Genomic DNA, 20,635 nt, shown 5'->3' with positions numbered 1-20,635 from the left:
GGCTATCAGCTCCGGTAGTCGCCGTTGATGGCGACATATTCCTTGGTCAGGTCGCAGGTCCAAACCGTGGCCTTCCCGCGACCGATGCCGATGTCGGCGCGGATGACGATGCTGTCGCCCTTCATATAGGCCGACGTCGCCTCTTCGGAATAGGTGGGGTCGCGCTCGCCATTGTGGGCGAGGCGGTTATCGCCGAACCAGATCGACAGCAGGTCGCGGTCGGCCGGCTCGCCGGCCTTGCCGACGGCCATGACGACGCGGCCCCAGTTGGCGTCCTCGCCGGCGACCGCCGTCTTGACCAGCGGCGAGTTGGCGATGGAAAGCGCGATGCGCTTGGCCGAACGGGCCGACTTGGCACCGGTGACGGTGACTTCGATCTGCTTGCGCGCGCCCTCGCCGTCGCGAACGACCTGGATGGCGAGCGTCTTCAGCATCTTGTTGAGCGCACGGCGGAAGGCGCCGAGACGCGCATCATTGGCGTCGGTTATCGCGGGCGCGCCGCGCTTTGCGGCGGCACCGGTGGCAAACAGCATCAGCGTATCGGAAGTCGAGGTGTCGCTGTCGACGGTGACGGCGTTGAACGTCTTGGCAGTGCCGCGCGACAGCATGTCCTGCAGCACCTCAGCCGAGATCGGCGCGTCGGTGGCAACGAAAGACAGCATCGTCGCCATGTCGGGCGCGATCATACCCGCCCCCTTGGCGATGCCGTTGATGGTGACGTCGGCGTCGCCGAGCTTGACCGTTGCAGTGACCACCTTGGGATAGGTGTCGGTGGTCATGATGGCCTTGGCGGCCTCGGTCCACTGGTCGGGCTTCGCATCTTTGACCATGCCCGAAAGCAGGTGGCTGAATTTCCCCGCATCGAGCGGCTCACCGATGACACCGGTGGAAGCCAGGAAGACGTCACCCGAGGTGCAGCCGGCGGCCTTGGCCGCGGCCTCGCCGGTCAGCGTGGTGGTTTCGCGGCCCTTCTTGCCGGTGAAGGCATTGGCGTTGCCGGAATTGACCACCAGGATGCGCGCCTTGCCGCCGGCAAGGTTCTGCCGGCAGAAATCGACCGGCGCAGACGGGCACTTGGAACGGGTGAACACGCCGGCGGCCACAGTCCCTTCGTCGAACACCATGGCCAGCACGTCGGTGCGGCCCTTGTACTTGATGCCCGCTTCGGCGGTGGCGATGCGCACGCCTTCGATCGCGGGCATCTTGGGATATTTCTTCGGTGCAAGCGGGGAAACGGCAGTCGACATGTAGAACCTCTGCGGGCTCGGGAAACGGTTGAAGCTGGCCCCGTTTGCCCGATAGCGCGAGGCTTCGCAAGGCGTTTTGCCTCACGAAACCGTGGTCCAGGCCGTCTATGCACCGCCGGATCGAGCAGGCGGCGAAGGTGACTCGGGATGAGCACGGCGCAACACCAACTCCGCCAGTCCGAATGGCCAGCGATGGCGCTTCGGCAAACAAAAAAGGGCGGCGCCGAATGACACCGCCCTTCCTGAATAAAAATGTCGGAACGAATTATTTCTGGGCGTCGATCGCGTCGATGGCCTTCTTGAGCTCCGGATCGGTGACGTCGACCTTGCCCTGGTCACGGATCTGCTTGACCAGCTCGATGTACTTCTCGCGGATGAGGAGCGACTTAACCTGATCCTTGACGGCGTCGAATGCCGGCGGCTGCTGGGCGCGCTTGTCCTCGAGCTTGATGATGTGCCAGCCGAACTGTGTCTGCACCGGCTCCTTGGTGTAGGCGCCAACTTCGAGCGCCATCGCCGCCTTCTCGAACTCCGGCACCATCTGGCCAGGGCCGAAGAAGCCGAGATCGCCGCCGCTGGTCTTGCCGCTCGGATCGGTGGTGTTTTCGTTGGCGAGCTTCTGGAAGTCCTCGCCGCCGTCGAGCTTCTTGATGATGGCGTCGGCCTCTTCCTTGCTCTTGACCAGGATGTGGCGGGCGTGAACCTCGTTGACCGGCGTCTGGGCTGCGATTTCCTTGTCGTAGCGGGCGCGGATCTCGTCGTCGGTGATCTTGCCGGCCACTTCCTTGTCGACCAGTTCACCGTGCAGCGCGCGCTGGTTGAGGAAAGCCATCTGGCGCAGGAATTCAGGATCCTTGTCGAGGCCCTTCTCGACGGCCTGAGCGGCCATCAGCCTGATCTCGATGATGGACGACAGCGCCGCCGCGCGGCGTTGTTCGGGCGGCAGGCGGCCGAACTGGGCGCCGAGTTCCTTTTCGGCGAGGGCGATGTCGGCCTCGGTGACAGGCTGGCCGTTGACGGTAGCCACGACCGCGTTGGGGTCGACGGGCGCAGCTGCGGGGGCCGCAGGCTGGGCCGGCGCGGCGTCCTGTGCCAAGAGCGGCAGCGACGACAGCGCCACGAGGCCTGCGGCAAGCCCGAAGCGGGCAAGCGAAGCGCTACGGAACGAAATAGACATCTAAACTCTCCGGTGGGATGATGACCGTGGTTCCAAATCAACCTGAATGTGGCGGAATTTGGCGTCTCCGGCAGCTTCTCTGCAACGTTGACATAAGTTGTGCCCCCTCTTATCTGTCCATCGTCTTCGCGTCCAGAAGCGTTTTATCCGTGGCGCTTGGAGCGTTGAATCTGCAACCGTCTCACCCCGGCAGGTTCAGCCGGCAGACAGTCGGTATCATTCGAATTGAAAGGACCACTTGATGGTCAGTCTCGGCGGTATCGCCCGTAAGATTTTCGGTTCCTCCAACGACCGCCGCGTCAAGGCGACCCGACCTCGGGTGGAAGCGATCAATGCCCTGGAAAATGAGCTCCAGGCGCTTTCCGACGAACAGCTTCGTGCACGGACCGAGCAGTTCCGTCAGGACCTCGCCAACGGGGCGACGCTCGACGACCTGCTGATCCCGGCATTCGCTACCGTGCGCGAGGGCGCACGGCGCGCACTCGGCCTGAGGCCGTTCGACGTGCAGTTGATCGGCGGCATGGTGCTGCATGGCCGCGGCATCGCCGAAATGCGCACCGGCGAGGGCAAGACGCTGGTCGCCACCCTGCCCGTCTACCTCAACGCGCTGACCGGCAAGGGCGTGCATGTCGTTACCGTCAACGACTACCTCGCCAAGCGCGACGCCGAATGGATGGGGCGTCTCTACAAGTTCCTGGGACTGAGCGTCGGCATCATCGTGCACGGCATGTCCGACGAGGAGCGCCGCGAGGCCTATGCCTGCGACATCACCTACGCCACCAACAACGAACTCGGCTTCGACTATCTGCGCGACAACATGAAGTATGAGCGCGCCCAGATGGTGCAGCGCGGCCACTTCTTCGCCATCGTCGACGAGGTCGACTCGATCCTGGTCGACGAAGCGCGTACGCCGCTGATCATTTCCGGTCCGCTCGAGGACCGCTCGGAGATGTACAACACCGTCGACGCCTTCATGCAGAACCTGGTGCCGTCCGACTACGAGGTCGACGAAAAGCAGAAGACAGCCATCTTCACCGAGGAAGGTACGGAGAAGATGGAGAACATGCTGCGCGCGGCGGGCCTGCTCAAGGGCGAGTCGCTCTACGACATCGAAAACGTCGCCATGGTCCATCACGTCAACAACGCGCTGAAGGCCCATCGCCTGTTCCAGAAGGACAAGGACTACATCGTCAAGGACGGCGAGATCGTCATCATCGACGAATTCACCGGCCGTATGATGCCGGGCCGCCGCTTCTCCGAGGGTCTGCACCAGGCGCTGGAAGCCAAAGAGCACGTGGCGATCCAGCCGGAGAACCAGACGCTGGCTTCTGTCACCTTCCAGAACTATTTCCGCATGTACGAAAAGCTCGCCGGCATGACCGGCACGGCGCTGACGGAAGCGGAAGAGTTCGCCAACATCTACAATCTCGACGTGACTGAGGTTCCGACCAACCTGCCGGTCAGCCGCATCGACGAGGACGACGAGGTCTATCGGACCGTCGAGGAAAAATACAAGGCGATCGTCCGCGAGATCCGCGAGGCCAACGCCAAGGGCCAACCCACGCTCGTCGGCACCACCTCGATCGAAAAGTCGGAGCAACTCGCCGCGCGCCTGCGCCAAGATGGCTTCAAGGACTTCGAAGTGCTGAACGCGCGTCACCACGAGCGTGAAGCCTCGATCGTGGCCCAGGCCGGCAAGCCGGGCGCCATCACGATTGCCACCAACATGGCCGGCCGCGGTACCGACATCCAGCTCGGCGGCAACGCCGACATGCGCATTGCCGAGGAACTGGCCGACATGCCGGCGGGGCCCGAGCGCGACGCCAAGGAAAAGGCGATCCGCGAGGACGTCGCCCGCCTCAAGGAAAAGGCGCTCGCCGCCGGCGGCCTCTACGTGCTTGCCACCGAACGCCACGAAAGCCGCCGCATCGACAACCAGCTGCGCGGCCGTTCGGGTCGCCAGGGCGATCCGGGCCGGTCGAAGTTCTTCCTGTCGCTGCAGGACGACCTGATGCGCATCTTCGGCTCCGAGCGCATGGACGGCATGCTGCAGAAGCTCGGCCTCAAGGAAGACGAGGCCATCATCCATCCCTGGATCAACAAGGCGCTGGAAAAGGCGCAGAAGAAGGTCGAGGCGCGCAACTTCGACATCCGCAAGAACCTTCTCAAATATGACGACGTCCAGAACGACCAGCGCAAGGTGGTGTTCGAACAGCGTATCGAGCTGATGGATGCCGAGAGCCTGTCCGAGACGGTCGCCGAGATGCGCAACGACGTGATCGACGATCTCGTCTCCAAGCACATCCCGGAAAACGCCTATGCCGAACAGTGGGATGTCGCGGGTCTCAAGGAAGGCGTGCTGCAGAGCCTCAATCTCGACCTGCCGGTCGACGAGTGGGCCAAGGAAGAAGGCATCGCCGAGGAGGAGGTGCGCGAGCGCATCACGGCCGAGGCCGACAAGGCAGCCGCCGATCGCGCCGAACGCTTCGGCCCCGACGTGATGACCTATGTCGAACGCTCGGTCGTTCTGCAGACGCTCGACCATCTGTGGCGCGAGCACCTGGTCAACCTCGACCACCTGCGTTCGGTCGTCGGCTTCCGCGGCTATGCCCAGCGCGACCCGCTGAACGAATACAAGGGCGAGGCCTTCGAGCTGTTCCAGGCGATGCTCGGCAATCTGCGCCAGGCAGTGACGTCGCAACTGATGCGCGTCGAACTCGTCCGCCAGGCGGCCGACGCCCCGCCGCCGGAAGCGCCTGAGATGTTCGGTCACCACATCGACGGGACGACCGGCGAAGACGATTTCGGCGATGGTTCGGTGGCGGTCCTGGAGGATGCGCGCGTCGTCGCCGCCGAAGACCGCGACCCCAACGACCCCGCGACCTGGGGTCGGGTCGGCCGCAACGAGGCATGCCCCTGCGGTTCGGGCAAGAAATACAAGCACTGCCACGGCACCTTCGCCTGACAGGCTCCGGCAGCTGAAAACTGAATGCGAAACGGCGGCCCGACGGGGCCGCCGTTTTCGTTTCTAGATATGCCTGCAGGTGCCGAGTTCGGCTTTGACGCCATCCAGCGAGGCGGCTCCGATATTCTTCGTTTCACGCCGGCCCGCCATTCGCCAGCTCGATCAGGTTGCACAAAGCCGCCACGCCGAGGCGGTTGATGTGCCTGCGTCCCAACGCGATGTTCATCCGCATGGCAATCTCTTCCGCGTTGGCGCCGCGCAGATCGGAGAGCTTCTCGATGCCGATTTCCTCGAGATAACGGATCATCGCCGGGCCAATCGAATGGGCTCGCAGCATCGCCTGGCGTTCTTCATCCGAGATCATGTCGCCCTCCCCTCGCCGGTGGAAGTTCATCCAACCGTTTCTTAATCGCTCTCGACTAGACCCTGTCAGCAAGAATTGCGGAAGATGGAGTGTATTGAGTGCGTTTTTCCGCTGCGATGACCGCCGAGCGCCTGTTGCCAGGGCGGCTTGCCCTGCGCGTCATGCCATTGCTGCACCGGATCGACACGTTGTTGTTCAGCGCCGACGAACGCAGCGAGGCCGGCCGCGTGTCGCTCTTTGCCTTCGCCGTCCGCATCGTCAGCGCCGCTATCGCCTTCGTCAGCCAGGTGCTGCTCGCCCGCTGGATGGGCAGCTTCGAATACGGAATTTACGTGCTGGTTTGGGTAACGATGGTGATCGTCGGAAGCCTGTCCTGTTTCGGCGTCCACACCTCCGTCATCCGCTTCATCCCCGAATACCGCGAAAAGGGCCAGCTCGCCGAACTGCGCGGACTGCTGATTGCCAGCCGATTGTTCGTGCTCATCGCTTCGACTGTTATCGCGGCCAGCGGAGCGGCTGGCGTCTGGCTGTTTGCCGACAGAATCGAGAGCTACTACATCGTGCCGTTCTTCCTCGGCATGTTCTGCCTGCCGATGATTGCCCTGACGGACGTGCTGCAGGGGCTGTCACGCGCCAATTCCTGGGCCTTCCCTGCCCTCGTTCCGGCTTACATTACGCGCCCGGTTCTCATCCTGGCTTTCATGGCGATCGCGTATGCGCTGGGTTACGCGCCAACAGCCGAGACCGCGTTGATCGCTTCGATCATGGCATGCTACATAACCACGATCGGCCATTTGGTCAGCGTCACCACACGGCTGAAAAAGCGTTTCCCGGCGGGGCCAAGCACCGTGCGGCTCGGCTACTGGCTGAAGATCTCGCTGCCTATCTTCCTGGTCGAGAGCTTCTTTTTCCTGCTCACCAATGCCGACGTGCTGATGGTCGGCTTCTACCTGGAGCCGGACCAGGTGGCGGTCTATTTCGCCACAGTCAAGACGCTGGCGCTGGTGCATTTCGTCTATTTCGCCGTCAAGGCAGGTGTTGCCCCGCGCTACGCGCAGCTCAGCCATGGCGACCCCGAAAAGCTGGCCAGCTTCGCCCGCGAGACCGTGTCCTGGACCTTCTGGCCGTCGCTGGCGATGGGTCTGTTGGTGCTGGCGCTCGGCAAGCCGCTGCTGATGCTGTTCGGCCCCGAATTCGACGCCGGCTATCCGCTGCTGTTCCTTCTCTCGGCGGCCGTGCTGGCGCGCTCGGCCGTTGGCCCCTGCGAAAGCCTTCTGACCATGAGCGGCAACCAGAACATCTGCGCCGCGGTCTATGCGGCGACGCTGGCGCTGAACGTCGCCCTCAATGTCATACTGCTTCCGACGCTTGGCCTTTGGGGCGCTGCAATCGCCACGTCGGCAGCGATGGTCTTCGAGGCCAGCGCATTGTCCTTCACCGTCTGGCGCAAGCTCGGCATCGTCATGGTGGTGTTCATCCCGCCCAGTTCGAAGACGGGGACAGCGTGATGGCCGCCAAGCCCATTATCGAGGAATCCAGCGGAGGCCCCAGCGGCGCGATGATTGCCGGTATCGCCGGCATTGCCGAAAGCGCTGCAGAAGCGGCCGAGCTCGAACTGATCTGCACTGAGCGCCCATTGCGGCGGCTTGCCGTCTATCCGGCATCGGCCGGCTTCGACCTGGTCGAAGAACTCGACCATCTATGGGCGCGCACCATCGAACCCAATGTCTTCTTCAACCCCCGCTTCCTTGCACCGGCCATGCCGCGGCTGGAAGACCGCGAGGTGCGCCTCGCCGTGATCCGCGACGGAGACGAACATCGCAGCCGGCTCAGGCTGCTGGTGCCGTTCTCGGTCGAAAAGCCGGCGATACCGCTCGCCGTTTCCGTGATGCGAACATGGTCGAACCCGTTCGGGCCGCTCGGCACGCCGCTGCTCGACCGCGACGACCCCGAAGGCGTGATCGCCGATTTCTTCGAAATGCTGGCGCGGCCGCACCTCAAGCTGCCGAAGGTTTTGGTACTGCCGGACATGCGCCTCGACGGTGCGGTGGCGCGCATGCTGAGTGTTGCCGCCGACACGCGCGGACTGCCACTGCTCGTCACAGCCCGTTTCGAGCGGCCGTTTCTCGAAAGCCAACTTGAAGGCGGGGACTACCTCAAGGGTTCGCTCGGCAACCGCCACTATCGCGAGTTCCGCCGACTTGGCCGCAGGCTCGCCGAACAGGGCGTGGTCGAGCACAGGATCGCCCGCAGCCAGGAGGATGTCCGCCACGCGCTCGAGCAGTTCCTGACACTGGAAGCCTCGGGCTGGAAGGGCCGCAGGCGCACCGCCATGGTGATCGACCGCTACCGCGCCGCCTTCGCACGCGAAGCGGTGCATCGCCTCGCTGAGCGCGACTTGTGCCGCATCCACTCGCTGACGCTCGACGGGCGCGCCATTGCAAGCCTCGTCGTCTTCATCGAAGCCGGCATCGCCTACACCTGGAAGATCGCCTATGACGAAACCCTGTCGGCCTTCTCCCCGGGCGTCCAGTTGATGATGGCGGTAACCGCTCAGCACCTCGAAGATCCCAACATCATGGCAACGGACTCCTGCGCCATTCCGGACCACCCGATGCTCGGACGCATGTGGAGCGAAAAAAAAACGATGGGAACCATCATTGTCGGACTGACGCCAGATGCCGACCGCGCCACCCGGCAGGCGGCATCACAACTGCATCTTCATCGCCAGACGCGCAAGCTCGCCGTCAAGCTGCGCGACAGGATGCGCGGCCTGCTTAAGCGGGGTTAAGCGCCTTGGAGCGCCATGCGTCCGAATGGGCGCACAAAGGACGCTCCAAATTATTGAGTCTGCGCATCGTGCTTTCCGAAAATCGATTCCGATTTTCGGGCCGATGCGCTGTCTTCACGCTTCGCCCGTTCGCGGAAAATGCGGCGGATGACCTTGCCGGTCGTGGTCAGCGGCATCGAATCGACGAACTCGACCTCGCGTGGGTACTCATGCGCCGATAGCCGTTCGCGCACCCACAGCCGGATCTCCTCGGCAAGCGCTACGTCGCCCGCCACGCCGTCCTTGAGCACGACATAGGCCTTGACGATCTCGGTGCGCAGCGGATCGGGCTTGCCGACGGCCGCTGCAAGCGCCACAGCCGGATGGCCGGTCAGACAATCCTCGATCTCGCCCGGACCGATACGGAAGCCGGCGGACGTGATGACATCGTCGTCGCGGCCGAAGAAGTGGACATAGCCGTCCTTGTCCTCGATGCCCTGGTCGCCTGTCGTCATCCACTCGCCGACGAACTTCTTCGCCGTCGCCTCGGGGTTCTGCCAATATTCGAGGAACATCACCGGGTTGGGTCGGGCAATGGCAATCTGGCCCGGTTCGCCCGGTGGCAGGCGGCGGCCCTCGCGGTCGATGATGGCGACACGATGGCCGGGAACGGCCTTGCCGATCGCCCCGCCCCTGGTGACGCCGATGCCCGCGCAAGAGGCGAGCACGGCGTTGCATTCGGTCTGGCCGTAGAACTCGTTGACCGTGAGCCCGAGCTCAGTGGCCGCCCAGTCGTAAGTCTCGCGGCCCAGCGCCTCGCCGGCCGAACCGATGCTGCGCAGGTCGAGCCGGAAGCGCTTGGCGATGTCGGGCACGGCCTTGAGCATGCGCAGTGCCGTGGGCGGGATGAAGGCATTGCGCACGCCCATCTTTTCGACCAGGCCGAGAGCCGCCTCGGGGTCGAACTTGTCGAACCGGGCGGCGACTACGGGAAGACCGCAATAGAGGCCGGGCAGCAAAAGGTTGAGCAGGCCGCCGGCCCAGGCCCAGTCGGCCGGCGTCCACATCTGGTCACCGGGCTGCGGCAGGAATTCATGCGCCATCTGGATCCCCGGCAGATGGCCGAGCAAGACGCGATGGCCATGCAGCGCGCCCTTCGGTGGTCCGGTGGTGCCGGAGGTGAAAATCATCATCGCGGGATCGTCGGGATGAGTCGCCTCGGCCTCGAAGGCCGGCGAATGCGAGGCCTGGAGCCGATGGAAATCGTCGGGCCCGCCGCCATCGACCACGATGACGACCTCGAGCTCCGGCAGGCGGCCCTCGATCACGTTCACCTTGGCGAGCCCGGCCGCGTTGGTAACGATCGCCCTGACCCCTGCCGTCTGCAGCCGGTATTCGAGCGCCTCGATGCCGAACAGCAGCGCCAGCGGTACGGCGATGGCGCCGAGCTTGTAGATCGCGACATGGGCGATGGCCGTCTCGAAACACTGCGGCAGGAGCAGCGCCACGCGGTCGCCGCGCCGCACGCCCTTGGCACGCAAGGCATTGGCAAAGGCGTTGGAGCGCCCGGACAGCTCAGCGAAAGTCAGTTCTTCGGCGTCCCCCTCGGCACGATAGCCAAGCAATGCGATGCGATCGGGATCGACGGCCGCCCAACGGTCGGAAACGGCCGTGCCTATGTTGAACCTTTGCGGGATATTCCAACGGAAATCGCGGTAAAGGGCGTGGTAAGTGTCGCGCCGCTCCAGCATGGACGGTCGTCTCCGCTCCTCCGCAAGTGAACCATTGCGCCGGGCACGAAGCCGCCGGTCGCATTGAACCAGTCTGTCGCGTAGCCCTGGCGGCTGAGCGCGTCAAGACGGTTCGGGTCAGCCCCAGCATGGGCCAGGCTTTTTTGCGGCCCCGTCCATGCCCGGCCCGCCTTTGATCCTTGTCAAGGCGCGCCGGCGCCAAAACAGTAGACTCCACCGACAGTTATCCGAAGATGGAGGCACGCTTGAAACTCCTGATCGCAGCGGCCTTGGCAAGCATGACCTGCACTACGGCTTCGGCGCAGCAAATGAGCTATGGGCAGGCGGAATACCTCAACTCCTGCGCGGTCTGCCACGGCACCGAGGGAAAAGGGGACGGACCCTTGCGCGATCTGCTGGTCAAGAAACCGGCCGATCTGACTCATCTTTCGCAAAGGAATGGCGGAAAATTTCCCTATTCACGGGTCTTTGCGACGATTGACGGGCGATATCTGATGCCGGGTCACGGCGAACGCGACATGCCGGTATGGGGCCGGCAGTTCCTCGAAGAGGACGCCAAGCGCTACGGCCCGAGCGGCGGCGAGGTCGTGACCACGGAGCGCATCCACAACTTGACCAGCTACATCCAGACCCTGCAGCGATGAGTTCGCGAAACATCACAGGCAGGTGGAGGGACAGCCCGTCGGCGGGCATCCCGCGCGGCAATCCGAGCTTACGCCGTGGACGGCTGGCATGCGCCGCGTGAGCGACGGCGGCCGCTCTCGAGCGGGTCAGCGGCTGCGTCCGTTGGAGCCGCACAATGCAGACAGACCCCGATGTGCTTTCATGATAGAGTACAAAAGCCCCTCCGGCTCTTTGAAAAGGGGAATGCCATGAAGTCGAAGACCTTGTCGCATGCCGCGCTAGCGGTAGCCCTCGGCCTGACCGGGACGATTACTGCAAACAAGATTATCGGAAACGGCCACCACGACAGTCCACTTTGCAAGGATGGGAAAGCCGCCACCACCACCTGCGACAATGCCCGAACTTCGATACTGGCGCAGACTCCGCCACACCCCCCGGCCAGCCGATGACGGTGCAGTAGCCATCTCGGGAGCAAACCGTGCCGAAGTCCGATTGACCGCGTTCGCCGGTTTTTCGGGTGGGAAATGGTGCCCCTAGCCGGGATCGAACCAGCACTCCTTGCGGAACTCGATTTTGAGTCGAGCGCGTCTACCAATTCCGCCATAGGGGCCTGTCCGAAACGGACAGAACGGTCGCGGACTATACGGTTGGCTGGCCCCTCGTCAACTGGTCGAACGCGTCTTTGTTCAACTTGATGCAGCTATGTGGCCGAAAGGGCAGAGGAAATGCCGCGACCACCGCCGAACGACGGCGCAGCGACCGCCATGGCATCAGGTTGTGCGACAGATTGTGCCGCGTGCCTGCCTTGCCAATTCGCGAAGGGCCCAAGCATTGTGCGGCGGTGCAATTCTTCCTACACAGGCGACGAATATTTCTTGGCGCCTGGCGTCCATTCGGACATGCAAAAGACGCTTTGACAGTTTGAATCTGCGTGGAGCGCTTGCCGGGATCGATTGCGATCCTCGGGGCGCGCGGTGCGCCAAGGGGGCCTGATGCTTCGCCGAATCTACGACTGGACCCTGTCGCTCGCGGCAAGGAAATCCGCCGAATGGTGGCTGGCTTTCATCGCTTTCATCGAAAGCTCGATCTTCCTCGTGCCGGCCGACGTGCTCTACCTGCCGATGGCGCTGTCGCGGCCGGACCGGGCCTATCGCTATGCCATCGTAGCGACGGTGGCCTCGGTGCTGGGCGGCATCGCCGGCTGGTTCCTCGGCCACTACGCCTTCGAGGCGATCGCCCGGCCGGTGCTGGAGTTCTACGGCAAGTACGACGCCTTCGAAGAGCTGAAGATCGCTTCCGGAACCGGCATCATCCTGTTGATGCTGGTGACCTCGGGACTGGCGCATCTGCCGCCGATCAAGGTGGTCACGATCCTCGCCGGCGTCGTCGGCTTCCCACTCGGCTGGTTCATCCTCTCGGCAATCGTCGCACGCGGTGCGCGCTTCCTGGTGCTTGCCTGGCTGCTCAAGACCTATGGCGAGCCGATCCGGCTGTTTATCGAAGAGCGCCTCGGACTGCTGGCCGGCCTTGCCGCCGGAGTCCTGATTTTGATGTATGTTTTCGTCAGATATTTGCACTGACTCGCCAAGCGCCCCCAAGACCAGTTCGGACCCAAAGACATGACTTCGTTCACCACAGGAACCGGCCGCAGCCAGACGCTGACGGCGCTTTTCCTTGCCATTGCCATGGCCGCGGTCGTCGGCACCGCACTCGGCTTCCAGCACATTGGCGGCTACATGCCCTGCAAGCTCTGCCTCGAACAGCGCACGCCCTACTACATCGGCGCACCGCTGATGGCGGTGGCAGCACTCTCCTCGCTCATGCACTGGCCGGCCTGGCTGACGCGCCTTCTTCTGGCCCTCGGCGGTTTGCTGATGCTCTATGGGCTTTATCTCGGCATCTACCACGCCGGCGTCGAATGGCGTTGGTGGCCGGGTCCGACCGATTGCGCTGCAGTCAGCGGCGTGGTCGACACCGGCGGCAAGGGCCTGCTTGATATCCTCAACGACGTCGTGCCGCCGCGCTGCGAGGATGCGGCCCTGCGCGTGCTCGGCCTGTCCTTCGCCGGCTGGAACGTGATCGCCAGCGCGATCCTGGCCGCGGTGGCGTTCCGTGGGGCGTTCAGGAAGGGGTGACAGTCCCAGGCGGGCTGCTTGCCCCCCTCTGTCCTGAGCTTGTCGGCCGGACATCTCCCCCGCAAGGGGGGAGATCAGCCTTCATCAAGGCTCGAGTTCAACATCCCAATAGAGATAATCCATCCAGCTTTCGTGCAGATGGTTGGGCGGAAACAGCCGGCCGTTGTTGTGCAGGTCGTGCACCGTCGGCTGAAAGGGCTTCTGCAGCGGCCACATCTTGGCCTGTGCCGGCATCAGACCGCCTTTTCTCAAATTGCAGGGTGAACAGGCGGCAACGACGTTTTCCCAGGTCGTCGCCCCGCCGCTGTGGCGCGGAACGACGTGGTCGAAGGTGAGATCCTCGGGCGTGCCGCAATATTGGCACTGGAAGCGGTCGCGCAGGAAAACGTTGAAGCGGGTGAAGGCCGGATAGCGCGACGGCTTCACGTAGTTCTTCAGGCTGACGACGCTCGGCAGCTTCATCGAGAAATTCGCCGAGGACACGGCCTGATCGTATTCGGCGACGATGTTGACGCGGTCGAGGAACACCGCCTTGATTGCATCCTGCCAGGACCACAGCGACAAGGGGTAGTAGCTGAGCGGACGATAATCCGCATTCAGCACTAGTGCTGGGAGCCCATCCGGAGACACGGCAACCGTCACTTCGCTTACCTCCTTGGTCTTCGAACCTAACGGTACGAATACTGTAAGCCCGAGGTGACAGGAATGTGAAGCGTCTTGTCGGTCACAAAACCCGTAAAAGGAGCGCGTTTTTACGACTTCAAACGGGATTTCCGGCCGGCGGCGCGCCATCGCGACCCCGGGTTTGCCGATAATACGCCCAGAACAGCCGAGAAGCGACTCCTCTCCATGGCGCCCACGCCTCGGCCAGCCGAATCAGTGCCTTTTCGCCGGGGCGCGGATCGATGCCCAGCGCATGGCCAACGGCACTTTGCAGCGCCACGTCGCGGGCGGGGAAGATGTCGGGGTGGCCGGCCGCAAACAGCAGATAGACCTCGGCAGTCCACGGCCCGATGCCGGGAATTGCAACCATCGCGGCAATCGCCTCATGCGCCTCGAGCCGGCAGAGGTCGTGCAGATCGAGGCCCTCGGCGGCGGCCTGGGCTACCGCCAGCAAGGCGCGCTGCTTGGGCCGCGACAACCCCGCCTCGCGAAACACTTCTTCGCCGGCGCCAAGCAGCGACTCCGGTGTCAGCGGATCAAGAAGGCCGGTCAGCCTGCCGAAGATCGCGCGCGCGCTCGCGGTGGACACTTGCTGGGAGACGATGATCGAGGCGAGGCTGGCAAAGCCCGGCTCCGACAGCCTGAGCGGCACCTCGCCGGCCATGCCACGCACGACCTCGAGCCGTGGATCGATCGCGCAAAGCGCGTCGAGGCCGAAATTGACGTCATCGAGATTGGAGATCCGGCGCATGGCGTCTCTTGTTAGGTTGCGGCCGGCAACGTAGCAATCGGTTGAGCAACCGTTCAATCCGAAACCGCATACGCCATGGCCACTCCTGTCTTCCGCTTCGCACCCAGTCCCAATGGCGAACTCCATCTCGGCCATGCGCTGTCGGCGCTGACCAACCTGCGCATGGCGGCAAACTGCGGGGGAAGATTGCTGCTGCGCATCGAAGACATTGACCTCACCCGCTGCACGCCTGAGTTCGAGGCCGGCATTTTCCGCGACCTCGCATGGCTTGGCATTGGCTGGGAGGAGCCGGTGCGGCGCCAATCCGAGCATTTTGGCGACTACGAAGCAGCACTGGAGCGGCTGCGCCGCGAGGAACTGGTCTATCCCGCCTTCCTGAGCCGCGGCGAGATCCGCAAGGCGATCGTCGAGCACGAGGCGACTGGCCGCAGCTGGCCGCGCGATCCCGACGGCGCGCCGCGCTACCCCGGCACAGACAAGAGCCTGACGTTGGCCGAGCGCCGGCGGCTGATCGATGCGGGTGCGCCATTCGCCTGGCGGCTCGACACAGCGGCTGCAATGGCGCGGCTCAACGGACGGCTCACCTGGCGCGAATGGGGGGACGAGACGATGAGCGGGTCGAGTGAGATCGCGGCAAGCCCGCTAGACTGGGGCGATGTCGTCATCGCCCGGCGCGAGATTCCGACCAGCTACCATCTCTCGGTGGTGGTGGACGACGCGCTGCAGGGCGTGAGCCATGTCGTGCGCGGACGCGACCTCTATTTCGCGACCTCGATGCAGCGGCTGCTACAGGAAATCCTGGGGTTGCCGGCGCCGACCTATTTCCACCATCGCCTGGTGCTCGGCCCGGACGGACGAAAACTGTCGAAGAGCCTGCGCGACACCGGCCTCGCCGCATTGCGCGAGGCCGGCGCGACGGCGGAGGACATCCGGCGGCAACTGGGGTTCTAGAGCAGGAGCTTGATCGTTGCAGTTGGCCGGTCGTGCGTCCTTCGACAAGCTCAGGATGAGGACCTTTGGTGCTGGCGGCAAATCTCGAGCTTAGGGATCGCGGAAAGGGACGCCAGCGCCAAACGTGACCCTTCCTGCAACGGGGGAGGATGCCGGCCCGAAAATTTTCACCAGAGGCACGGCGGGAGGTCAACGCCAAGGTCCCAAATCCTGAGCTTGGTCCCTCATCCTGAGCTTGTCGAAGGACGCACGACCGGCCAACCGCAGTCAGAGCCTCGCGAGGCTGGCCTTGACCAGAGCAAGCACGCTAATGAGAACGAATGCGCCACCGAGCCCCCAGGCAACGGCGAGCCTCAGGTCGCGCAACGCAATTCCAAAACTGTTGGCGACCAGCACCGCGGCAAAGAAGCCGGCTGTGAACAGCAGCATGTTTCCGATCGGGCCGAAGCCGTCCTCCTTCATGATGGCGTCGAGGGCCGCGCCAAAGAAGAACGACAACACGGTGACGAGGGCGACCGCCATCATCATCCAGCCCGGCTCGAGATTCCACAACATCTTCGGTCCTTTCAGAGGCCGACTGTGCAGTTTCTCCCGGGCCGCCACCCGGGCAAGCGCCATCCGGATCGGGTCACCGGAACAGGTGCGACGAATCTATGGATCAATCGTTTCATTTTGCTTGCAGGAATGTTCGGCATTAGAGCGATTAAGCAAAACTCCATCACCGGACGCGGCGTCCGGCCAGACTCGGTGCCCACAATGTCTCCTGCCAAGCGGCTGATCCCGGCCACATTCGTACTTTTGTGGGCGACCGGCTTCATTGGCGCGCGCTATGCCATGCCATGGGCAGAGCCGTTCACCTTCCTCGCCATCCGGTTCTGCCTGGCCTTCGCCATCCTCGGCGCACTGATGCTCGTGCTGGGCGCCCGACGGCTGCCACCGCGCATGGCGATGCATGCGGTGCTGATTGGCATGCTGCTGCACGGCGTCTATCTCGGCGGCGTGTTCTGGGCGATCCACCAGGGCCTGCCGGCAGGACTGTCGGCGCTGATCGCCGGGCTTCAGCCACTGTTGACCGCAGTGCTTGCCGGGGCGCTGCTCCACGAGGAGATCCGCCCGCGCCACTGGATAGGCCTAGCCATAGGCTTCATCGGCGTGGTCATCGTCCTTTGGCCCAAGCTTGGCGCGGCCGGCGGCGGGGTGACCTGGCAGACGCTGACCGCGTCAGTCATTGCCATGGCCGGCATCAGCGCCGGGACGATCTGGCAAAAGCGCACCGGCGCCGGCGGCGACCTGGTCACCGGCACCTTCTGGCAATATGTCGGCGCCACCTTGCTGATGACGCTTGCTTCGCTGCTGTTCGAGACGCGGCAGATCACGGTCAACGGCGAGTTGATCTTCGCGCTGGCCTGGCTGGTGCTGGTACTGTCGATCGGCGCGATCTTCCTTTTGATGGTGATGATCCGCGACGGCGCGATGTCGAAAGTCGCCTCGCTGTTCTACCTGGTGCCGGCGGTGACGGCGGTCATCGCCTGGGCACTGTTCGGCGAGGAACTAACGCCGGTGCAACTGGTCGGCATGGCCATCGCCACCCTGGGGGTCGGCCTGGCTACGGCTCAGCGCGGCACGCGGGAACGGGCTTCCAGATAGCGGCTGATGGCGGCATTGAGCTCGCCGCCGAGGATGAAGATCGCCGAGATGATGTAGAGGAACACCACCGCGATCATGATCGAGGCAAGCCCGGCATAGGTCGTCACGTAGGAGGCGAAGGTGTCGAGATAGGCCGCGAACACCGTCGAGCCGATGAGCCAGGCGATCAGCGTGAAGATGATGCCGGGCACGATGCTGAGGAAGCCGCGGCGGCCGGCAGGCAACCACTTGTGCACCGCAAACAGGCCGAACACGATGACGGCCGACGCAACGGTGAAGCGCCAGACGGTGATGGTGCCCATATAGGGCTGGATCCATTCGAACTTGGCTTCGAGCAGGCGCGCGATGATCGGCGCGAAGACCAGAAGCACGCTGATGGCAACGAAACTGATCGTGGCGATGAGCACGAAGATCAGGCTCTGGGTGCGGCGAAACCAGATCGTGCGCGTTTCGGTAACGCGGTAGGCGCGGTTGAGCGAAGTGCGCAACGCCTCGACGCCGTTTGAGGCGAAAAACCCGGCTAGCAGAACGCCATAGGTCAGAAGATCGGTGCGCTGCACGGTCAGCACGTTGACCACCTCGTCCGCGATGGGCTGGGCGATCTGTTCGGGCCAGGTATCGAAGACGAGATGGACGGCGGTTTCGGCGAACGCGTCGGCGCCAAGAAAGCTGGCCAGCGTGGTGGCAAAGATCAGGAACGGAAACAGCGCCATGAGCGAGGATATTGCGAGATGACTGGCCATGGCCCAGCCGTCGTCGTCATGAAAATGGCCGACTGCGTCGAAGAGCACGCGCTTGATGGCGACGATCTTGCGCATCAGCTCCAGTTTACCGCTCCGTCCGATTGTTTCGTGTGCGCGAATATGGGAAGGGTTTGCCCCAGTTTGCAAGTATCGGCGGTAGCGAAGTGAGCCCGATCAAGGAGTTACGCACGATAATCGTGACCGGCGCGTCGTCCGGCATCGGCGCCCACTGTGCCCGCGCGCTGAAAGCCGAGGGGTGGCGCGTCTTTGCCACCGCCCGCAGGCCCGAGGACATCGCCGCCCTCGAAGCCGACGGAATCGAGGCGCTCTATCTCGACTATACCGAACCGCAGTCGATCGCAGCACTTGTGACGACCGTGCTGGAACGCACCGGCGGTAGGCTCGATGCGCTGTTCAACAACGGCGCATACGCCCAGGCGGGCGCGGTGGAAGACCTGCCGATGGCCGCCTTGCGCGACCAGTTCGAGGCGAATTTTTTCGGATGGCACGATCTGACGCGGCGCATCGTCCCGGTGATGCGGGCCCAGGGCCACGGCCGCATCGTCAACTGTTCGTCGATCCTGGGACTGACGCCGGTACGCTTCCGTGGTGCCTACGCGGCGTCGAAACACGCACTGGAAGGGCTGATGCTGTGCATGCGCCAGGAACTGGCCGGTTCCGGCATCCATGTCTCGATGATCGAGCCGGGGCCGGTGAAGTCGAAGATCGCCACCAACGGCCTGCCCTGGTTCCTGCGCTATATCGACCGCGAAAACTCGCCCCATCACGAAGCCTATCGCGCCCAACTCGAGCGGCTGTCGAGCGGTGGTTCAAAGTCGCGACTGAAGGCAGGGCCGGAAGCGGTGCATGCGGTATTGCGACACGCCCTGCTGTCGCCGAGCCCGCGGCCACATTATGTTGTGACGATCCCGGCGAGAATCGGCGTCGTTCTCAAGAGGCTCCTGCCGGCCTCGCTGCTGTATCGAATTCTGGCTCGGCAAGCCTGACCCGAGCTTCGACCAACTGAACTGGAAACTGAAATGGCAACCGTGTTCCACATCATCGCCGTGCTCTTCATGGTCGCCGTCGTGATCGTCCTGATCCGCGGCCTGATCAACATGCTGAGGGGCGGTTCCGGCAACACGTCGAACAAGCTGATGCAGGCGCGCGTGATGCTGCAGGCGGTGGCGCTGGTCTTCATCCTGCTGACGCTCTACTTCACCCGCGGCGGCTGACGGGAGGGGGGCATGGTCAAGCTCAACAAGATCTACACCCGCACCGGCGACGACGGGACCACCGGGCTCGGCAACGGCGAGCGGCGGCTGAAGTCCGACCTGCGCGTCGAAGCCTATGGCGCCGTCGATGAGGCCAATGCCTGCATTGGCATGGCCCGTGTCCATACCGGCCGCGACCATCCCGAGATCGACACCATGCTGGCGCGCATCCAGAACGACATGTTCGACCTCGGCGCGGACCTCTCAACCCCCGATACCGGCAAGGACCTTGGCTACGAACCATTGCGCATCGTAGCCAGCCAGACCGCCCGCATCGAGACCGACATCGATCGGCTCAACGCCAATCTCGAACCGCTGCGCTCCTTCGTCCTCAACGGCGGTTCGCCGGCGGCGGCGGCCCTCCACCTCGCCCGCACCGTCGCCCGCCGAGCCGAGCGCATCATGGTGGCGCTGGCGCAGGACCCGGCCGAACGCATCAATGGCGAAGGCATCCGTTACATCAACCGGGTCTCGGACCTGCTCTTCGTCGCCGCCCGCGTCGTCAATGACAACGGAAAAAGCGATGTGCTATGGGTGCCGGGCAAGAACCGCTGAGCGGAGCGCCGCGCATCCATACAGGAAGCGATTTTCGGAAAGCACTATACGCAGATTCAGTAGTTTAGAGCGCATGGCGCTCCAAGGCACAGGGCGGACGCCAGACGGATGTTCATTCCGCTTTATGATTCAAACCATTTGCGCCACATCCGGCTGCAATATGTGACCTTTGCGCTGATTGCCGTGAACGTGGTCACTTATTTCGTGACCTCGCTCGGCAGCGAGGAGTTCATGACCGCGACCGTGCTCGGCCTGGGCTACATTCCATCGGTCGTCCATGATCTGGCCGAGCTTTCGCCCGACCTGATCATCATTCCGGCAAATCTGAGCTACTTTACCTATTCGTTCCTGCACGGCGATATCCTGCACCTTGCCGGCAACATGCTGTTCCTGTGGGTGTTCGGCGACAATGTCGAGGATGCGCTCGGCCACTTCCGCTTCCTCGCTTTCTACCTTCTGTGCGCCGCGGCCGGGGCCTTCCTTCACGGACTGATCATCCCCGATTCCGAGGAACCGCTGATCGGCGCGTCAGGGGCGATTGCAGGCATCGTCGTCGCCTACCTGATCCTCTACCCTCGGGTGAAAGTGTGGGTGCTGGCGTTTGGTCGCATCCCGCTGCGCATCCCCGCCTGGATCCCCTTGCTGCTGTGGGTCGGCTTCCAGTTCACGATGATCGCCATTGGCGGTGAAAGCGAAGTAAGCTGGGCCGCCCATGTCGGCGGCATCATCGCCGGCGCCGTGCTGGTCGTGCTGCTGCACCGGCGCGACGTGCCACTGCTGGCACCGGCGGAAGAGCCCCCATCGCCACCAGCGGACGCAGCCGGCCCACCGCCCACCCCCGAGCCTGTGGCGACGCAGGCACCACACAACGAGCCCGCCTCGCCATGGGGGCCGCGATAGCCATGTTGCACTGCACTGTTTTCAACCGATTTGAGGTCCGGCCGGATATTGACGCTACGTTCGCCCGCAACTACGGTCCGGCGCGCTAACGGCAGCCCTCCCGCCACCGAAAGCACGA

The 20,635-nt window shown here is 63.7% G+C and carries 20 protein-coding genes and 1 tRNA gene; 12 read left to right on the top strand and 9 right to left on the bottom strand.

What is annotated here, in order from left to right:
• Positions 1-5: 5 nt before the first annotated feature.
• Complete coding sequence (argJ, locus tag ABSY17_RS06810; RefSeq protein WP_378948337.1) at positions 6-1,247, bottom strand: bifunctional glutamate N-acetyltransferase/amino-acid acetyltransferase ArgJ; 1,242 nt, start codon at positions 1,245-1,247, stop codon at positions 6-8.
• A 265-nt stretch (positions 1,248-1,512) separates the two neighbouring features.
• The gene (locus tag ABSY17_RS06805; protein ID WP_378948334.1) at positions 1,513-2,424 is read right to left on the bottom strand and encodes a peptidylprolyl isomerase; all 912 of its coding nucleotides are present in this window, start codon (positions 2,422-2,424) and stop codon (positions 1,513-1,515) included.
• Positions 2,425-2,665: 241 nt separating this feature from the next.
• On the opposite strand from ABSY17_RS06805, the gene secA reads away from it, so the two are divergent.
• On the top strand, positions 2,666-5,389 hold the full coding sequence (gene secA / locus ABSY17_RS06800) for a preprotein translocase subunit SecA (protein ID WP_378948331.1): 2,724 nt from the start codon (positions 2,666-2,668) through the stop codon (positions 5,387-5,389).
• A 133-nt stretch (positions 5,390-5,522) separates the two neighbouring features.
• Here the strand turns inward: secA and ABSY17_RS06795 are convergent, their stop codons facing one another.
• A complete protein-coding gene (locus tag ABSY17_RS06795) occupies positions 5,523-5,753 on the bottom strand; it encodes a hypothetical protein (protein ID WP_378948328.1) in 231 nt (76 codons plus the stop codon).
• A gap of 98 nt (positions 5,754-5,851) precedes the next feature.
• Between ABSY17_RS06795 and ABSY17_RS06790 the strand changes: the two genes are divergently transcribed.
• Together ABSY17_RS06790 and ABSY17_RS06785 are read left to right on the top strand one after the other, a co-directional pair.
• On the top strand, positions 5,852-7,261 hold the full coding sequence (locus ABSY17_RS06790; protein ID WP_378948325.1) for an oligosaccharide flippase family protein: 1,410 nt from the start codon (positions 5,852-5,854) through the stop codon (positions 7,259-7,261).
• Entirely contained in the window at positions 7,261-8,544 is a 1,284-nt protein-coding gene (locus tag ABSY17_RS06785; protein WP_378948323.1) for a GNAT family N-acetyltransferase, read from the top strand. Before ABSY17_RS06790 ends, ABSY17_RS06785 begins: the two co-directional genes overlap by 1 nt.
• Before the next feature lie 50 nt (positions 8,545-8,594).
• Here ABSY17_RS06785 and ABSY17_RS06780 read toward each other — a convergent pair whose 3' ends face one another.
• Positions 8,595-10,274, bottom strand: a complete 1,680-nt coding sequence (locus ABSY17_RS06780) for an AMP-binding protein (RefSeq protein WP_378948321.1) — start codon at positions 10,272-10,274, stop codon at positions 8,595-8,597.
• 245 nt (positions 10,275-10,519) lie between these two features.
• Here ABSY17_RS06780 and ABSY17_RS06775 point away from each other — a divergent pair, with 245 nt between their 5' ends.
• Positions 10,520-10,918, top strand: coding sequence for a c-type cytochrome (locus tag ABSY17_RS06775; RefSeq protein WP_378948319.1), 399 nt, complete (start codon positions 10,520-10,522; stop codon positions 10,916-10,918).
• A gap of 505 nt (positions 10,919-11,423) precedes the next feature.
• On the opposite strand, the gene ABSY17_RS06770 is transcribed toward ABSY17_RS06775, so the two are convergent.
• Positions 11,424-11,508: transfer RNA gene (locus ABSY17_RS06770), tRNA-Leu, on the bottom strand.
• A 382-nt stretch (positions 11,509-11,890) separates the two neighbouring features.
• Here ABSY17_RS06770 and ABSY17_RS06765 point away from each other — a divergent pair.
• A complete protein-coding gene (locus ABSY17_RS06765; RefSeq protein WP_378948317.1) occupies positions 11,891-12,478 on the top strand; it encodes a YqaA family protein in 588 nt (195 codons plus the stop codon).
• A gap of 39 nt (positions 12,479-12,517) precedes the next feature.
• Entirely contained in the window at positions 12,518-13,033 is a 516-nt protein-coding gene (locus ABSY17_RS06760) for a disulfide bond formation protein B (protein ID WP_378948315.1), read from the top strand.
• An 84-nt stretch (positions 13,034-13,117) separates the two neighbouring features.
• On the opposite strand, the gene ABSY17_RS06755 is transcribed toward ABSY17_RS06760, so the two are convergent.
• Together ABSY17_RS06755 and ABSY17_RS06750 are read right to left on the bottom strand one after the other, a co-directional pair.
• A complete protein-coding gene (locus ABSY17_RS06755; RefSeq protein ID WP_378948314.1) occupies positions 13,118-13,675 on the bottom strand; it encodes an HNH endonuclease in 558 nt (185 codons plus the stop codon).
• Between the two features lie 118 nt (positions 13,676-13,793).
• On the bottom strand, positions 13,794-14,447 hold the full coding sequence (locus ABSY17_RS06750; RefSeq protein ID WP_378948312.1) for a DNA-3-methyladenine glycosylase family protein: 654 nt from the start codon (positions 14,445-14,447) through the stop codon (positions 13,794-13,796).
• 75 nt (positions 14,448-14,522) lie between these two features.
• Between ABSY17_RS06750 and gluQRS the strand changes: the two genes are divergently transcribed.
• Positions 14,523-15,398 (top strand): tRNA glutamyl-Q(34) synthetase GluQRS, encoded by an 876-nt coding sequence (gluQRS, locus tag ABSY17_RS06745; protein WP_378948310.1) that lies wholly within the window; start codon positions 14,523-14,525, stop codon positions 15,396-15,398.
• Positions 15,399-15,665: 267 nt separating this feature from the next.
• Here the strand turns inward: gluQRS and ABSY17_RS06740 are convergent, their stop codons facing one another.
• Positions 15,666-15,953, bottom strand: coding sequence for a hypothetical protein (locus ABSY17_RS06740; protein ID WP_378948308.1), 288 nt, complete (start codon positions 15,951-15,953; stop codon positions 15,666-15,668).
• Between the two features lie 201 nt (positions 15,954-16,154).
• Here ABSY17_RS06740 and ABSY17_RS06735 point away from each other — a divergent pair, with 201 nt between their 5' ends.
• A complete protein-coding gene (locus tag ABSY17_RS06735) occupies positions 16,155-17,045 on the top strand; it encodes a DMT family transporter (protein ID WP_378948306.1) in 891 nt (296 codons plus the stop codon).
• On the opposite strand, the gene ABSY17_RS06730 is transcribed toward ABSY17_RS06735, so the two are convergent.
• The gene (locus ABSY17_RS06730; RefSeq protein WP_378948304.1) at positions 17,012-17,863 is read right to left on the bottom strand and encodes a YihY/virulence factor BrkB family protein; all 852 of its coding nucleotides are present in this window, start codon (positions 17,861-17,863) and stop codon (positions 17,012-17,014) included. The two genes, ABSY17_RS06735 and ABSY17_RS06730, sit on opposite strands and share 34 nt — an antisense overlap.
• A gap of 89 nt (positions 17,864-17,952) precedes the next feature.
• Between ABSY17_RS06730 and ABSY17_RS06725 the strand changes: the two genes are divergently transcribed.
• The 4 genes from ABSY17_RS06725 to ABSY17_RS06710 all read left to right on the top strand — a co-directional run bounded on the left by ABSY17_RS06725 (position 17,953) and on the right by ABSY17_RS06710 (position 20,517).
• Entirely contained in the window at positions 17,953-18,795 is an 843-nt protein-coding gene (locus ABSY17_RS06725; protein WP_378948302.1) for an SDR family oxidoreductase, read from the top strand.
• A 33-nt stretch (positions 18,796-18,828) separates the two neighbouring features.
• A complete protein-coding gene (locus tag ABSY17_RS06720) occupies positions 18,829-19,023 on the top strand; it encodes a twin transmembrane helix small protein (protein ID WP_378948301.1) in 195 nt (64 codons plus the stop codon).
• 12 nt (positions 19,024-19,035) lie between these two features.
• The gene (locus ABSY17_RS06715; RefSeq protein ID WP_378948299.1) at positions 19,036-19,617 is read left to right on the top strand and encodes a cob(I)yrinic acid a,c-diamide adenosyltransferase; all 582 of its coding nucleotides are present in this window, start codon (positions 19,036-19,038) and stop codon (positions 19,615-19,617) included.
• 108 nt (positions 19,618-19,725) lie between these two features.
• On the top strand, positions 19,726-20,517 hold the full coding sequence (locus tag ABSY17_RS06710; protein WP_378948297.1) for a rhomboid family intramembrane serine protease: 792 nt from the start codon (positions 19,726-19,728) through the stop codon (positions 20,515-20,517).
• Positions 20,518-20,635: the final 118 nt, after the last annotated feature.

The organism is Mesorhizobium sp. ANAO-SY3R2 (genome assembly GCF_042466635.1).
Classification (GTDB): Bacteria; Pseudomonadota; Alphaproteobacteria; order Rhizobiales; family Rhizobiaceae; genus Aminobacter.
The sequence above is the reverse complement of the archived record's forward strand: the minus strand, read 5'-3'. Positions and strand labels throughout refer to the sequence as shown.